Source organism: Micromonospora sp. DT201 (genome assembly GCF_049841575.1).
Lineage (GTDB): Bacteria > Actinomycetota > Actinomycetes > Mycobacteriales > Micromonosporaceae > Micromonospora.
The window spans coordinates 22,185-35,723 of sequence record NZ_JBNCKP010000040.1; the positions used below are offsets into that span (position 1 = coordinate 22,185).

The 13,539-nt window shown below is 70.4% G+C and carries 13 protein-coding genes and 1 tRNA gene; 11 read left to right on the forward strand and 3 right to left on the reverse strand.

Translation table 11 applies throughout. The features are described 5' to 3' along the window. Positions 1–81: 81 nt before the first annotated feature. Together ACLQ28_RS33820 and ACLQ28_RS33825 are read left to right on the forward strand one after the other, a co-directional pair. Complete coding sequence (locus ACLQ28_RS33820) at positions 82–1,833, forward strand: CTP synthase (protein WP_425690321.1); 1,752 nt, start codon at positions 82–84, stop codon at positions 1,831–1,833. After that, positions 1,830–2,435 carry an NUDIX domain-containing protein gene (locus ACLQ28_RS33825; RefSeq protein ID WP_425690322.1) on the forward strand — a complete coding sequence of 202 codons (606 nt, stop codon included), beginning with the start codon at positions 1,830–1,832 and terminating at the stop codon, positions 2,433–2,435. The genes ACLQ28_RS33820 and ACLQ28_RS33825 overlap by 4 nt, the downstream gene beginning before the upstream one ends. 90 nt (positions 2,436–2,525) lie before the next feature. Here ACLQ28_RS33825 and ACLQ28_RS33830 read toward each other — a convergent pair whose 3' ends face one another. Continuing rightward, positions 2,526–2,813 carry a TM2 domain-containing protein gene (locus tag ACLQ28_RS33830; RefSeq protein WP_425690323.1) on the reverse strand — a complete coding sequence of 96 codons (288 nt, stop codon included), beginning with the start codon at positions 2,811–2,813 and terminating at the stop codon, positions 2,526–2,528. Positions 2,814–3,106: 293 nt separating this feature from the next. On the opposite strand from ACLQ28_RS33830, the gene ald reads away from it, so the two are divergent. The 9 genes from ald to ACLQ28_RS33875 all read left to right on the forward strand — a co-directional run bounded on the left by ald (position 3,107) and on the right by ACLQ28_RS33875 (position 11,891). Continuing rightward, entirely contained in the window at positions 3,107–4,222 is a 1,116-nt protein-coding gene (gene ald / locus ACLQ28_RS33835; RefSeq protein ID WP_425690324.1) for an alanine dehydrogenase, read from the forward strand. 38 nt (positions 4,223–4,260) lie between these two features. After that, positions 4,261–5,226 carry a site-specific tyrosine recombinase XerD gene (locus ACLQ28_RS33840; RefSeq protein WP_425690325.1) on the forward strand — a complete coding sequence of 322 codons (966 nt, stop codon included), beginning with the start codon at positions 4,261–4,263 and terminating at the stop codon, positions 5,224–5,226. Positions 5,227–5,406: 180 nt separating this feature from the next. Further along, on the forward strand, positions 5,407–6,330 hold the full coding sequence (locus tag ACLQ28_RS33845) for a ParA family protein (protein WP_124817891.1): 924 nt from the start codon (positions 5,407–5,409) through the stop codon (positions 6,328–6,330). A 41-nt stretch (positions 6,331–6,371) separates the two neighbouring features. Further along, the gene (locus ACLQ28_RS33850; RefSeq protein WP_425690326.1) at positions 6,372–7,403 is read left to right on the forward strand and encodes a segregation and condensation protein A; all 1,032 of its coding nucleotides are present in this window, start codon (positions 6,372–6,374) and stop codon (positions 7,401–7,403) included. Next, a complete protein-coding gene (gene scpB / locus ACLQ28_RS33855; protein ID WP_425690327.1) occupies positions 7,396–8,475 on the forward strand; it encodes an SMC-Scp complex subunit ScpB in 1,080 nt (359 codons plus the stop codon). Before ACLQ28_RS33850 ends, scpB begins: the two co-directional genes overlap by 8 nt. Further along, positions 8,462–9,232, forward strand: a complete 771-nt coding sequence (locus tag ACLQ28_RS33860; protein ID WP_425690328.1) for a pseudouridine synthase — start codon at positions 8,462–8,464, stop codon at positions 9,230–9,232. Before scpB ends, ACLQ28_RS33860 begins: the two co-directional genes overlap by 14 nt. 195 nt (positions 9,233–9,427) lie before the next feature. Then, positions 9,428–10,108: a (d)CMP kinase gene (gene cmk, locus ACLQ28_RS33865; protein ID WP_357113391.1), complete on the forward strand. Its 681-nt coding sequence runs from the start codon at positions 9,428–9,430 to the stop codon at positions 10,106–10,108. 76 nt (positions 10,109–10,184) lie between these two features. Next, entirely contained in the window at positions 10,185–11,597 is a 1,413-nt protein-coding gene (gene der / locus ACLQ28_RS33870; protein ID WP_425690329.1) for a ribosome biogenesis GTPase Der, read from the forward strand. A gap of 220 nt (positions 11,598–11,817) precedes the next feature. After that, positions 11,818–11,891: transfer RNA gene (locus tag ACLQ28_RS33875), tRNA-Pro, on the forward strand. A gap of 113 nt (positions 11,892–12,004) precedes the next feature. On the opposite strand, the gene ACLQ28_RS33880 is transcribed toward ACLQ28_RS33875, so the two are convergent. Beyond that, a complete protein-coding gene (locus tag ACLQ28_RS33880) occupies positions 12,005–13,216 on the reverse strand; it encodes a tyrosine-type recombinase/integrase (protein ID WP_425690330.1) in 1,212 nt (403 codons plus the stop codon). A 4-nt stretch (positions 13,217–13,220) separates the two neighbouring features. Further along, positions 13,221–13,430, reverse strand: coding sequence for a helix-turn-helix transcriptional regulator (locus tag ACLQ28_RS33885; RefSeq protein WP_425690331.1), 210 nt, complete (start codon positions 13,428–13,430; stop codon positions 13,221–13,223). Positions 13,431–13,539: the final 109 nt, after the last annotated feature.

The following is a 13,539-nucleotide window of genomic DNA, read 5'->3' on the forward strand; positions in this document are numbered from 1 at the left end:
GAGTCCCGTGGATCGCGTGATCACTTTGTTGATCAAGCACGGCGGTCTGCATGACCGCGACAGACGACACGGGAGCAGGCCTTGGCCCCATCAGCACGGACGACCAGGCACATTTTCGTCACCGGGGGCGTTGCCTCCTCGCTGGGTAAGGGCCTCACCGCCTCCAGCCTCGGCAATCTGCTGACCGCGCGCGGGTTGCGCGTGGTGATGCAGAAGCTCGACCCTTACCTCAACGTCGACCCGGGGACGATGAACCCGTTCCAGCACGGCGAGGTCTTCGTCACCGAGGACGGCGCCGAGACCGACCTCGACGTCGGGCACTACGAGCGCTTCCTGGACCGGGCGCTGTCCGGTAAGGCGAACGTCACCACCGGCCAGATCTACTCCGACGTGATCGCCAAGGAGCGGCGCGGTGAATACCTGGGCGACACCGTCCAGGTCATCCCGCACATCACCAACGAGATCAAGTCGCGGATCCTGGCGATGGCCGACCCGGACGAGGACGGCCAGCTCCCCGACGTGGTGATCACCGAGGTCGGCGGCACGGTCGGCGACATCGAGTCGCTGCCGTTCTTGGAGGCGATCCGCCAGGTCCGCCACGACCTCGGCCGGGACAACTGCTTCTACCTGCACGTCTCGCTGGTGCCGTATCTGGCGCCGTCGGGCGAGCTGAAGACCAAGCCGACGCAGCACTCGGTGGCGCAGCTGCGCAACATCGGTATCCAGCCGGACGCGATCGTGCTGCGGTGCGACCGGGAGATCCCGGTGAAGCTCAAGGAGAAGCTGTCGCTCTACTGCGACGTGGACACCGAGGCGGTCGTCGCCGCCCCGGACGCCCCGAGCATCTACGACATCCCGAAGGTGCTGCACCGTGAGGGGCTCGACGCGTACGTGGTGCGTCGCCTCGGCCTGTCCTTCCGGGACGTGGACTGGAGCAGCTGGGACGACCTGCTGGAGCGGGTGCACCGGCCCCGGCACACCGTCACCGTCGCGGTGGTCGGCAAGTACGTCGACCTGCCCGACGCGTACCTGTCGGTCAGTGAGGCGATCCGGGCGGCCGGCTTCGGTCACCGGGCCCGGGTGCAGCTGCGCTGGGTGCCCAGCGACGAGTGCGTCACCCCGGCCGGTGCCGCCGCTGCGTTGGCCGGCGTGGACGCCATCCTCATCCCCGGCGGCTTCGGCGTACGCGGCATCGAGGGCAAGATCGGCACCGCCCGGTACGCCCGGGAGAACGGCATCCCGCTGCTCGGCCTGTGCCTCGGTCTGCAGTGCATGACCATCGACGTGGCCCGGCACCTGGCCGGCCTGGACGGCGCCAACTCGTTGGAGTTCGACGAGCAGGCCGCGCACCCGGTCATCGCCACCATGGCCGACCAGGAGGACATCGTCGCCGGCAAGGGCGACCTGGGCGGCACCATGCGGCTCGGGGCGTACCCGGCGACGCTGACCGAGGGTTCGATCGTCGCCGAGGCGTACGGCAGCACCGAGATCAGTGAGCGGCACCGGCACCGTTTCGAGGTGAACAACGCCTACCGGGACGCGCTGACCAAGGCGGGCCTGCACTTCTCCGGCACCTCGCCGGACGGCCGGCTGGTGGAGTTCATCGAGCTGGACCGGAGCCTGCACCCGTTCTTCGTGGCCACTCAGGCGCACCCGGAGCTGAAGAGTCGCCCCACTCGTCCGCACCCGCTGTTCGCCTCGTTCGTCAAGGCCGCGGTGGCGTACTCGCAGGCCGACCAGTTGCCAGTCGACCTGGACGCGGCGGCGGAGGCCCCATCGACGCGCAAGGCCGCCCGCAACGGCGCCGCGACGAAGGCGGCATCCGCGTCGTGACCGAGATTGAGCACCTCTACGAGGTGCGTTCCCGGGAGGAGCGGTACCGGGGGCGGATCTTCGACGTGGTCACCGAGGAGGTGACCATGCCGGGCGGCGGAACGGGGCTGCGTGATCTCGTCCGGCACGTCGGGGCGGTGGCCGTGGTGGCGCTCGACGACGCCGGCCAGGTGGTGCTGATCCGGCAGTACCGGCACCCGGTCGGGCGGCACCTGTGGGAGTTGCCCGCCGGGCTGATGGACGTCTCCGGTGAGGAGTTGCCGGCGGCCGCGTTGCGGGAGTTGGCCGAGGAGGCGGACCTGACCGCCGGGCAGATCGACGTGCTGGTCGACCTGCACAGCTCGCCCGGGTTCACCAACGAGTTGGTGCGGGTCTTCCTGGCCCGGGACCTGGCGGGGGTGCCGGCCGACGAGCGCCACGAGCGCCGTGACGAGGAGGCCGACCTCCAGGTCGTCCGGATCGACCTGGACGAGGCGGTCGCCATGGTCCTGGCCGGGGAGATCACCAACGCGTCCGCGGTGGCCGGGCTGCTGGCCGCGGCCCGCGCCCGGGACACCGGCTGGTCGGCGTTGCGTCGGGCGGACGCGCCGCTGCCACGCTGAGCGTCGTCGTCGGTCCAACTGGCGAGGGAGTACGCGCGCGAAGGGGCCCCGCGGTCAACCGCGGGGCCCCTTTGTTGTCGGTGTGGTCGGTCAGTCGCGCAGCGGGCGGCCCTGTGCGTCCGTGCCGCCGTTGACCAGGATGAGGATGCCGTCGATTAAGCCCCAGATGCTGCCGAAGCCGAAGGTGCAGACGCTGACGACGAGCTGCAGCACGCCGATCTTGATGTCACCGATGTAGAACCGGCCGGCGCCGAAGAAGCCGAGCAGGATCCCGAGGACGCCCGCGACGACCTTGCTCTTGTCGGAGACGCCCTGGGGGTACCCGGGCTGGGGGTACCCCGGCTGGGGGTACCCGGGCTGGTAAGGGGGAGTGGTCATGGGCGGACACACTAGTGATCGACTCTTGCGCTGTCCGCACCGCCACCCAGCAGATGGGACGATAGTGGTGCAACAGTGTCCGGACGGTTGGGGCGGTGATCCACCGGCGAATCCGGGCGGTGCCCTGACACTTCGTCAGGACACCCGGTCACCGGGTGTCACTGTGCTGGCTTACGGCGGCACCGGGCGCGCCTAGACTGCCGCCGGCAGGACCGGTGGACCGCGGTGGCAAAGGGGCCATTGCGGCACCGAGCAGTCGGGGGAGAGCAGCCCCGAAGAGAGGTGTCGGCATCGTGAAGGTCGGAATCCCACGCGAGGTCAAGAACCACGAGTACCGCGTGGCGATCACGCCAGCGGGCGTCAACGAGTTCACCCGCAGCGGCCACCAGGTCTTCGTCGAAGCCGGTGCCGGAGTCGGCTCCAGCATCACCGACGAGGAGTTCGCCGCCGCCGGCGCGACGATCCTCGCCACCGCCGACGAGGTGTGGGAGACCGCCGAGCTGGTGCTCAAGGTCAAGGAGCCGATCGCCGAGGAGTACCACCGGATGCGTGCGGGGCAGGTGCTCTTCACCTACCTGCACCTGGCCGCCTCCAAGGAGTGCACCGACGCGCTGATCGATCGCAAGGTCACCGGCATCGCGTACGAGACGGTCGAGCTGCCCGACCGGTCGTTGCCGCTGCTCGCCCCGATGTCCGAGGTGGCCGGCCGGCTCGCCCCGCAGGTGGGCGCCTTCTACATGATGCGGACCGGCGGCGGGCGCGGCGTGCTGCCCGGCGGTGTCTCCGGGGTGTACGCGGCCAAGACCGTGGTCATCGGCGCCGGCGTCTCCGGCTTGAACGCCGCCGCCATCGCGCTGGGCCTGCAGTCCGAGGTGCTGCTGCTGGACAAGAACGTCGCCCGGCTGCGGTCGGCCGACGCCATCTACCGTGGCCACCTGCAGACCGTCGCCTCCAACGCCTACGAGGTCGAGCGGGCGGTGCTCGACGCCGACCTGGTCATCGGCGCGGTGCTGGTGCCCGGTGCCAAGGCGCCGACGCTGATCTCCAACGAGCTGGTCTCCCGGATGAAGCCGGGCAGTGTGCTCGTCGACATCGCGATCGACCAGGGCGGCTGCTTCGAGGACTCGCGCCCCACGACCCACGCCGACCCGGTCTACAAGGTGCACGAGTCGATCTTCTACTGCGTCGCGAACATGCCCGGCGCGGTGCCGAACACCAGCACCTACGCCCTGACCAACGTCACCCTGCCGTACGCCCTGGAGTTGGCCAACCACGGCTGGCGTGAGGCGCTGCGCCGCGACACGGCGCTGGGGCTGGGCCTGAACACCCACGACGGCCACGTCACCTACGGCCCGGTCGCCGAGGCGCACGGCATGGACGTGCTCCCGCTGGCCGACGCGCTGGCCTGAGCGGTGGCGGGCTGACCGGCGGCACGGACTCCGCCGGCGTGGGCACACCGCCCACGCCGGCGCTGCGCCGTGCCGTGCGCGGCTACCTCGACCACCTCACCGTCGAGCGTGGTCTGTCGGCGAACACGCTCGCCTCGTACCGTCGGGATCTGGATCGCTATCTCGCGACCCTGGTCGATGCCGGCGTGGCCGACCTGGCGTCGGTCGACGCCGGCCTCGTCGAGTCGCATCTGGCGCGGCTGCGCGCGGGCGACGACGCACACCCGCCGCTGGCGGTCTCCTCCGCCGCCCGTGCGGCCAGCGCGGTCCGGGGCCTGCACCGCTTCGCGCTGCGCGAAGGGCTGGCCGGCGCCGACCCCAGCCGCGACGTCCGCCCGCCGACCCCGCCACGACGGCTGCCCCGGGCGCTGCCGGTCGACGACGTGGTCCGGCTGCTCGACACCGCCGGCCCGATCACCGCGACCGGCGACGACGCGCCCCTCGCGCTGCGTGACCGGGCGCTGCTGGAGTTTCTGTACGGCACCGGCGCGCGGATCTCCGAGGCGGTCGGTGCCGCCGTGGACGACCTGGACACCGACGACGGCACCGTGCTGCTGCGCGGCAAGGGCGGCCGGGTGCGCCTGGTGCCGATCGGCGGGTACGCCGTCGACGCGGTGCGCGCCTACCTGGTCCGGGCCCGTCCCGGTCTGGCCGCCGCCGGTAGGGGCACCCCGGCGGTCTTCCTCAACGCCCGTGGCGGCGCGCTGACCCGTCAGGGCGCCTGGGGCATCCTGCGGGGCGCCGCCGGCCGGGCCGGGCTGCCCGTCGACGGGCCCGCCGCCGTCTCTCCGCACACCCTGCGCCACTCGTACGCCACCCACCTGCTCGACGGCGGCGCCGACGTCCGGGTGGTGCAGGAGCTGCTCGGGCACGCATCGGTGACCACGACGCAGGTCTACACGTTGGTCACCGTGGAGCGGCTGCGTGAGGTGTATGCCACCGCCCACCCGCGCGCCCGCGGCTGAACCCGGTCGCGGTCGGCTCCGACACGCCGGGCCGGTGCCGAACCCCCTGCTGGTCGGTGGCGTACAGTCGGCATCGGCGCGGACCTCCTGGAGCGAAACGACCGGGGTGCGCAGCGGCGCCGCGAAGGACGTCGGAGGGCTCCGACGCCGGGTGGGTCGTCGGGAGGGGGCAACGAGCACATGGCTGGCAACGGTGACCGTGCCGAGACCTGGACGTCGGAGCTCCGCGAGCAGCAGGCCACGCTCGGCGCGGACCTGGGTCCTGCGGACCCGGCTGCCTACACGATGCGTAAGCCCATCCCCGAGCCGATGCCTACCGACCGGCACGGCCCGGCGCGCATCATCGCGATGGCCAACCAGAAGGGCGGCGTCGGGAAGACCACCACCACCATCAACCTGGGTGCGGCCCTCGCTGAATACGGCCGCAAGGTGCTGCTTGTCGACTTCGACCCGCAGGGCGCCCTCTCGGTGGGGCTGGGAGTCAACCCGCACAACCTCGACCTGTCCATCTACAACCTGCTCATGCAGGACGACATCCTCGCCGAGGACGTCGTCATCAAGACCGACGTCGCGGGGCTGCACCTGCTGCCGGCCAACATCGACCTCTCCGCCGCCGAGATCCAGCTCGTCAACGAGGTGGCCCGGGAGATGGCCCTGGCCCGGGTGCTGCGCACGGTCCGCAAGGAATACGACTACATCCTGATCGACTGCCAGCCGTCGCTCGGCCTGCTGGCGATCAACGCGTTGACCGTCGCGCACGGCGTGCTCATCCCGCTCGAGTGTGAGTTCTTCAGCCTGCGCGGTGTGGCGCTGTTGCTGGACACCATCGACAAGGTGCGTGAGCGGCTCAACTTCGACCTGGAGCTCGAAGGCATCCTCGCCACCATGTACGACAGCCGCACCACACACTGCCGGCAGGTCCTGCAGCGGGTGGTGGAGGCGTTCGGTGACAAGGTCTACCAGACGGTCATCACCAAGACGGTGAAGTTCCCCGAGTCCACCGTGGCCGGTGCCCCCATTACGACGATGGACCCGGCGTCCTCCGGAGCGCGGAACTATCGTCAGCTGGCCCGCGAGGTGATCGCCGCCCAGTCGGAGCGGTAGCCGGAACTGTCGGTGCCCGCCTCGTGGACTACGGTCGTCCGGTGACCGCGCCACCCCTCGATCCGCCTGAGACCGCTGCTGCGGCCGTGGTCGATGGTGTGCCGCCCGCCGACCCTGTCGCTACCGGTTTCACGGTGCGGCTGGCCAACTTCACCGGCCCGTTCGACCTGCTGCTGCAACTGATCGGCAAGCACAAACTCGATGTCACCGAGGTGGCCCTGCACACGGTCACCGACGAGTTCATCGCCTACATCCGGGCCATGGGCGACGACTGGGACCTGGACGAGGCCAGCGAGTTCCTGCTCATCGCCGCGACCCTGCTCGACCTGAAGGCGGCCCGGCTGCTGCCCTCCGCCGAGGTGGAGGACGAGGCCGACCTGGCCCTGCTGGAGGCCCGGGACCTGCTCTTCGCCCGGCTGCTGCAGTACAAGGCGTACAAGGAGGCGGCGGCGCACATCGCCGAGCTGGAGGCCGTCGGCGGCCGGCGGTATCCGCGGGCGGTCAGCCTGGAGCCCCGCTACGCCGAGGCGCTGCCCGACCTGGTGCTCGGCATCGGCCCGCAGCGGCTTCTGAAGCTGGCCGTGAAGGCGATGACCCCGAAACCGGTGCCGGAGGTTTCCATCGCCCACGTGCACATGGTCCGGGTCAGTGTCCGAGAACACGCGGCGATCCTCAGCGCCCGGCTGCGCCGGGCCGGCACGGCCACGTTCTCGCTGCTCTGCGCCGACTGCGAGGCGACCCTGGAGGTGGTGGCGCGGTTCCTCGCGCTGCTGGAGTTGTATCGGGAGGGCCTGGTGTCCTTCGTGCAGGAGCAGGCCCTGGAGGAGTTGACCGTGCGCTGGACGGGCCCGGCCGACGGCGACACCGAGTTGCACGTCGACGAGTACGCCGGCACCCCGGCCGACGACGAGCCCACCGGCGAGGCCGAGCCGGTGGTGGTTGCCGGGTCGGTGGTGGTTGAGTCTCCGGTGGTTGAGTCTTTGGCCGTTGAGCCGGACGTGGGCGGCGGGTCGGTGGGGGAGGCCGGGGGATCGGACGGGACGGGAACGACGGAGGGTGCTGGGGATGAGTGACGAGGAACGCCGGGACTCCGGAGATTCCCTGGCCGATCAGGCCGCCGCCTGGATCCCGCCGTGGGAGCGCCCCCGCCCGCCCGCTTCCACCGCCACCGAGGCCACCGAAGCCGCCGACGACAGCGGTGCCGACGACAGCGCCACCGACGACAGCGCCACCGACGACAGCGCCACCGACGACAGCGGCGCCGACGACAGTGGTGCCGACGACAGTGGTGCCGACGACAGCGGTGCCGATGTGCCTCCGGACACGTCCGTCACCGCCCCGCCCGGTGCCGTCCCACCCGCCGTCGGGGCAGATCGTGGCGGGGATCCTCCGCTCCCGGGGCCGGAATCGTCGGACGCGCCGGGTGAGTCGACTGAAGTCGTTGAGTCGCCAGAGGCTGCTGGTTTCGGCGAGGTGGGCGGTGCCGGTGGGGACCTGCCCGGCAGCGCTGGGGAGGCGGCGGACGCGCAGGCCGTACCCCGACGGCAGCCGGCGCCCCGGCGGCGGGTGCCCGTCGTGCCGGAACCTGCGCCCGAGTTGTCCGACACCGAGTTGCGTGGCGCTCTGGAGGCGATCCTGCTGGTGGTCGACGAGCCCGTCAGCGAGCTGGTCCTGGCCCAGGTGCTGGAGCAGCCAGCCGAACGGGTCGGGCCGATGCTCGACGAGATCGCCGCCGGCTACACCGCCGCGGGGCACGGGTTCGAGCTGCGCCGGGCGGCCGGCGGGTGGCGGCTGTACACCCGGCCGGAATACGCTACCTACGTTGAACGGTTCGTGTTGGACGGGCAATCAGTGCGGCTGACCCAGGCAGCGTTGGAGACGCTCGCCGTGGTCGCCTACAAGCAGCCGGTGACCCGTTCGCGAATTTCAGCCATCCGGGGTGTGAACTGCGACGGGGTCATCCGTACGCTGGTCACCCGCGGCCTCGTCGAGGAGTGCGGCACCGAACAGGACAGCGGGGCGTTCCTCTACCGGACCACCACGTTGTTCCTGGAGAAGCTCGGGTTGAACACCGTCGACGAGCTGCCGCCCCTCGCACCTTTCCTGCCCGACGACGTAGAAGAGCTTGCTGATGCGACCCGATAACCGTTCCCCGAAGCCCGACGCCCCCGTCTATGAGGGGGCTGAGCGCCTGCAGAAGGTGCTCGCCGCCGCCGGCGTGGGGTCCCGGCGCGCCTGCGAGGACCTGATCTTCCGCCGCCGCGTCACGGTCGACGGGCGCGTCGCCAAGCTCGGCGACAAGGTCGACCCGGCTACCGCCGTCATCCACGTGGACGGGGAGCGCCTCCAGGTCGACACCCGCCTGGCCTATGTGGCGATGAACAAGCCGCGCGGGGTGGTTACCTCCATGGCGGACGAAAAGGGACGCAACGAGCTGGCCGAATTCATCGGCAACCGGGTGGAGCAGCGGGTCTACCACGTGGGGCGGCTCGACGCGGACAGCGAGGGCCTGCTGCTGCTCACCAACGACGGCACGCTCGCACACAAGCTGATGCACCCCTCATACCAGGTGCTGAAGACCTACCTGGCCGAGGTGACCGGGCCGATCCCGCGCAACCTGAGCAAGCGGCTGCTGGCCGGCGTCGAGCTGGAGGACGGGCCGGTCAAGGTCGACTCGTTCAAGGTGGTGGACACTCTGGGCAAGTCCGCCCAGGTGGAGCTGAGCCTGCACGAAGGGCGCAAGCACATCGTTCGGCGTCTGCTGGCCGAGGTCGGGCACCCGGTCACCCGGCTGGTGCGTACCTCGATCGGGCCCATCCGGCTGGGTGAACTCCGCACCGGGCGGATCCGGCGGTTGACCAACGCCGAGGTCGCCGCCCTGTTCAACGCGGTGGGTGACTGACCTCCAGGTTCCGGGTACGGCTGCCGGTAGGCTCCGCAACGGCCGAGACGCGGCCGCTGGAGGTGGCGTGGGTCGCCTCCGGCGGTGTCGCGCGTGGGTCCGCCACGGACCCCGGGCATGATTGATGACGATGGACAACCGCTTGCGGCGCCAGATCACCGGGCGATCCGTGAGGTACGGGCTGAGGAGGACACGGTGGAGGAAAACGTACGGGCCGGGCGATGTGTGGTCGCTGTGGACGGGCCGTCCGGTTCGGGTAAGTCCACCGTGTCGCGGCGCCTCGCCGCCGGCATCGGTGCCCGCTACCTGGACACCGGGGCGATGTACCGGGCGATCACGTTGGCCGTGCTGCGCTCCGGCGTGGATCTCACCGACACCGCGTCGGTGGCCAAGGTCGCCGGCGAGGTGGACCTGCACATCGGCACCCACCCGCAGGGGTACGCCGTGTCCGTCGACGGGGTCGGCGTGGACGCCGAGATCCGGGGCCCGGAGGTGACCGGGGCGGTCTCCGCCGTCGCCGCGGTGCCGGCGGTCCGCGAGCTGCTGGTCGCCCGCCAACGCGAGATGATCGCCAACGCTGGCCGGATGGTGGTCGAGGGTCGTGACATCGGCTCGGTCGTCGCTCCGGACGCTGACCTGAAGGTCTTCCTGACCGCCTCCGAGGCGGCCCGTGCGGCACGGCGTAGCGCCGAGGACGCCGCCGACGTGGCGGCCACCGCCGCCGACCTGGCCCGACGGGACCGTCTCGACTCGACCCGCAAGGTCAACCCGCTGGCGCAGGCGCCCGACGCGGTGGTGCTGGACACCACCGAACTGGGCATCGACGAGGTCGTGGCGCGGCTGCGCGACCTGCTTACTGAGCGGGGCGTGGCATGAGCGAGCGTAGCGAGCGAGTCATCGGGCTCAGTGCGGATGTGGCTTGTGACGGTCCGGAGCGCAGCGGAGGAACGGCATGAGCGAGCGTAGCGAGGGCAGTGGATGGGTCGAGCTGCGTGAGCCCGACGTCGCCGTCGAGGAGCAGGCCGGCCCGCAGCCGGTGGTGGCCGTGGTCGGCCGCCCCAACGTGGGCAAGTCGACACTGGTCAACCGGATCATCGGCCGCCGGCAGGCGGTCGTCGAGGACGTCCCCGGCGTGACCCGGGACCGGGTGCCGTACGACGCGCAGTGGAACGGCCGGACGTTCACCGTGGTGGACACCGGCGGCTGGGAACCAGACGCCAAGGACCGGGCCGCGGCCATCGCCGCGCAGGCCGAGACGGCGGTCCTCACCGCCGACGTGGTCCTCTTCGTGGTCGACGCGATGGTGGGGTCCACCGACGTGGACGAAGCCGCGGTGAAGATGCTGCGGCGCAGCGCCAAGCCGGTGATCCTGGTGGCGAACAAGGCCGACAACACCTCCATCGAGATGGAGGCGACCTCGCTCTGGTCGCTCGGCCTCGGGGAACCGTTCCCGGTCTCCGCGCTGCACGGGCGGGGCTCCGGTGACCTGCTGGACGCCATCCTCGCCGGGCTGCCGGAAGCACCGGCGATCGTGGAGAACCGGCCGCGTGGACCGCGTCGGGTGGCGCTTGTCGGTCGGCCGAACGTGGGCAAGTCCAGCCTGCTCAACCGGTTCTCCGGTGAGGAACGGGCAGTCGTCGACTCGGTGGCGGGCACCACTGTGGACCCGGTTGACAGCCTGGTCAACATCGGCGGTCAGACCTGGCAGCTGGTGGACACGGCCGGGCTGCGTAAGCGGGTCGCTCACGCCAGCGGCACCGAGTACTACGCGAGCCTGCGTACCGCCGGTGCGATCGAGGCCGCCGAGGTGGCCGTGGTGCTGTTGGATTCCAGCGAGCCGATCAGCGAGCAGGACCAGCGGATCCTGTCGATGGTGACCGAGGCCGGCCGGGCAATGGTCATCGCGTTCAACAAGTGGGACCTGGTCGACGCCGACCGTCGGTACTACCTGGACAAGGAAATCGACCGGGAACTGCGCCGCATCCCCTGGGCGATCCGCTTGAACCTGTCGGCGATGACCGGCCGCGCGGTGGACAAGCTGGCTCCGGCTCTGAACAAGGCCCTGGCCAGCTGGGAAACCCGGGTGCCGACGGCGCAGCTCAACCAGTGGTTGACCGCGCTGGTGCAGGCCACCCCCCACCCGGTGCGTGGTGGTCGTGCTCCGCGGATCCTGTTCGCGACGCAGGCCGGCGTGGCCCCGCCACGGTTCGTGCTCTTCACCACCGGCCCGCTGGATGCCGGTTACCAGCGCTTCGTCGAGCGCAAGCTCCGCGAGGAATTCGGGTACGAGGGCAGCCCGATCGAGATCTCGGTCCGCCCCCGTAAGAAGCTCGGCCCCGGCGGCCGAGGCAAAGCACACGGCTAACCAGTTCTCGAAGAATGCCGGATGGGTCCGCGCGACCCATCCGGCATTTCCGTACCCCCACCCTCCTAGGACGCTGTAGGGGGTGTGCGGTGGTTCCGGGTCGCCGCAACCCGGGTGGGGCCTGGTTTGGGGTCGCCGCGACCCGGGTGGGGCCTGTGCGAACGAGGCGAGGCTGCTGCGCTAAGCTGTATCGGCTGCCGCGGGGGAAACCACGCGGGGGCGGGACGTGGCGCAGCTTGGTAGCGCACTTGACTGGGGGTCAAGGGGTCGTCGGTTCGAATCCGGCCGTCCCGACAGAGAAGAAGCCCTGACCAGCGGAAATGCTGGTCAGGGCTTTAAGTTTGTCTATGGGGTTTTGAACCGTCCCCCGAAAACCCCCCTTTTACCGGGGTCGGCAACCAGGTTCGTCATCCCTGCGCATCGTTGGGCAATGCGGGTGTGGGACGTCGCCCGCGGTCGGCGCCGAGTCGCTCGAGAATGTCCGAGACGTCCGGGGCTTGGGCGGGCTTGGCGATGTAGTACGTGGCGGTGACCTCCTCGCTGGAGTGTCCCAGCTGTGCTGCGGCGCTTTTCGTGTCGGTCTCTTCCTTGATGAGGGTGGCGACGGTCTTGCGGAAGGTGTGGGGGGTGACCCAGGCGAGGTCGGTGTCGGCGCGAGCCTCACGCCACTGGCGGCGGACGTTGTTGGGCGAGAGCCAGGTGCCGCGTCGGGAGGCGAAGATCGCATCGTGGGGGTTGTCGGCGGCAACGAGCTTGCGGGCCATAATCATGCCGACGGCGAACCGGGGCAGCACGACCATTCGCCAGCCGGCGTCGCTCTTGGTCCAGGGTTGGCGGAAGAAGCCCTGGCCTTTGACGAAGACGAGCGTGCCGCAGATCGTCAGGGTGGGGCGCTCGGCGACGAGGTCGAGGTCCTCCCATCGCAAGGCAAGGATCTCGCCGATGCGGGCGCCGGTGGCGAGCATCAGGTCGACGACGTCCGCCAGATCGCCGCTGTGCCGTGGTCCAGGCTTGCCGGGAATCGGTCGCTGCCAGTCACGGATAGCCGTCCGGACGGCCTGGAGATTCTCGTCGGTGAGAGCGACGACCGTGCGGCGGGGTTTACGGAGCCGGCCGGTGTCGCGTACGGGGTTGGTGGGGATCGCGCCGTGCCGTACGGCCAGAGCGAACATCTGGCTCAGGACAACTTTCGCGCCTTTGGCTGCCGAGGGCCGGTCCTTCGCGATGTCGCGCAGGAACCGATCCAGGCGCCCGACGCTGGCTTCACGGATCCGGAGGTTGCCCAGGGCGGGCAGGATCGCGTTGCGAGTACTGGTCTCGTATCGCTGGATGGTCTGTGGCGCGATCCGCTCCTCGGTGGTGATCTCCTCGATCCACAGGTCGGCGAGTCTGCTGACGCGGGTCTCCCGGGTGATCTCGTCGTCGTTCGGGGTAGTGCGGTCACGTAGCTTGACCTTCAGTGCCCGTTCTGCGGCAGGGCCGGTGGTACCGGTGGCCTCAATGTCGCGGGTCTTGCCGTCGTAGTCGCGGAACCGCGCTCGCGCGCGGAACCGATTGGGTCCCACCTTTTGAGTGCGGATTTTGCCCCAGGTGCCGATGGGTAGTTCAGGTCGGGCCATGGGGTCAGCGCTCCGCGTCGGTGTGTTCGTCGAGCCAGCGTTCGACTTCGCTGCGCCGGTAGCGCAGGGTGTTGCCGACGCGGATGGCGCGGGGTCCCTTGCCTCGGCTGTGCCAGGCGTAGAGGGTGTTCTTGGGCTTGCCCAGCCAGGCGGCTACGTCGTCGATGGTCAGAAGGGGATCCGGCCGCCATTCCGGGGCGGCTGAGCCGTTCATCGCCGGCCCAACGTGTTGGTGGAGCCGGGCAGTCCCCTCTTGGTCAGGATGGTGTGAGACACCCCGTGTGAGTTGGGGGTGCTGACCTGAGGACGGGGATCGGAGATCC

Coding starts and splice junctions, on each gene's coding strand:
- scpB (WP_425690327.1), top strand. CDS start 7,396: ATGAGTGACGAGGAACGCCGGGACTCCGGAGATTCCCTGGCCGATCAG.
- ACLQ28_RS33830 (WP_425690323.1), bottom strand. CDS start 2,813: ATGACCACTCCCCCTTACCAGCCCGGGTACCCCCAGCCGGGGTACCCC.
- ACLQ28_RS33845 (WP_124817891.1), top strand. CDS start 5,407: ATGGCTGGCAACGGTGACCGTGCCGAGACCTGGACGTCGGAGCTCCGC.
- ACLQ28_RS33860 (WP_425690328.1), top strand. CDS start 8,462: ATGCGACCCGATAACCGTTCCCCGAAGCCCGACGCCCCCGTCTATGAG.
- ACLQ28_RS33885 (WP_425690331.1), bottom strand. CDS start 13,430: ATGAACGGCTCAGCCGCCCCGGAATGGCGGCCGGATCCCCTTCTGACC.
- der (WP_425690329.1), top strand. CDS start 10,185: ATGAGCGAGCGTAGCGAGGGCAGTGGATGGGTCGAGCTGCGTGAGCCC.
- ACLQ28_RS33880 (WP_425690330.1), bottom strand. CDS start 13,216: ATGGCCCGACCTGAACTACCCATCGGCACCTGGGGCAAAATCCGCACT.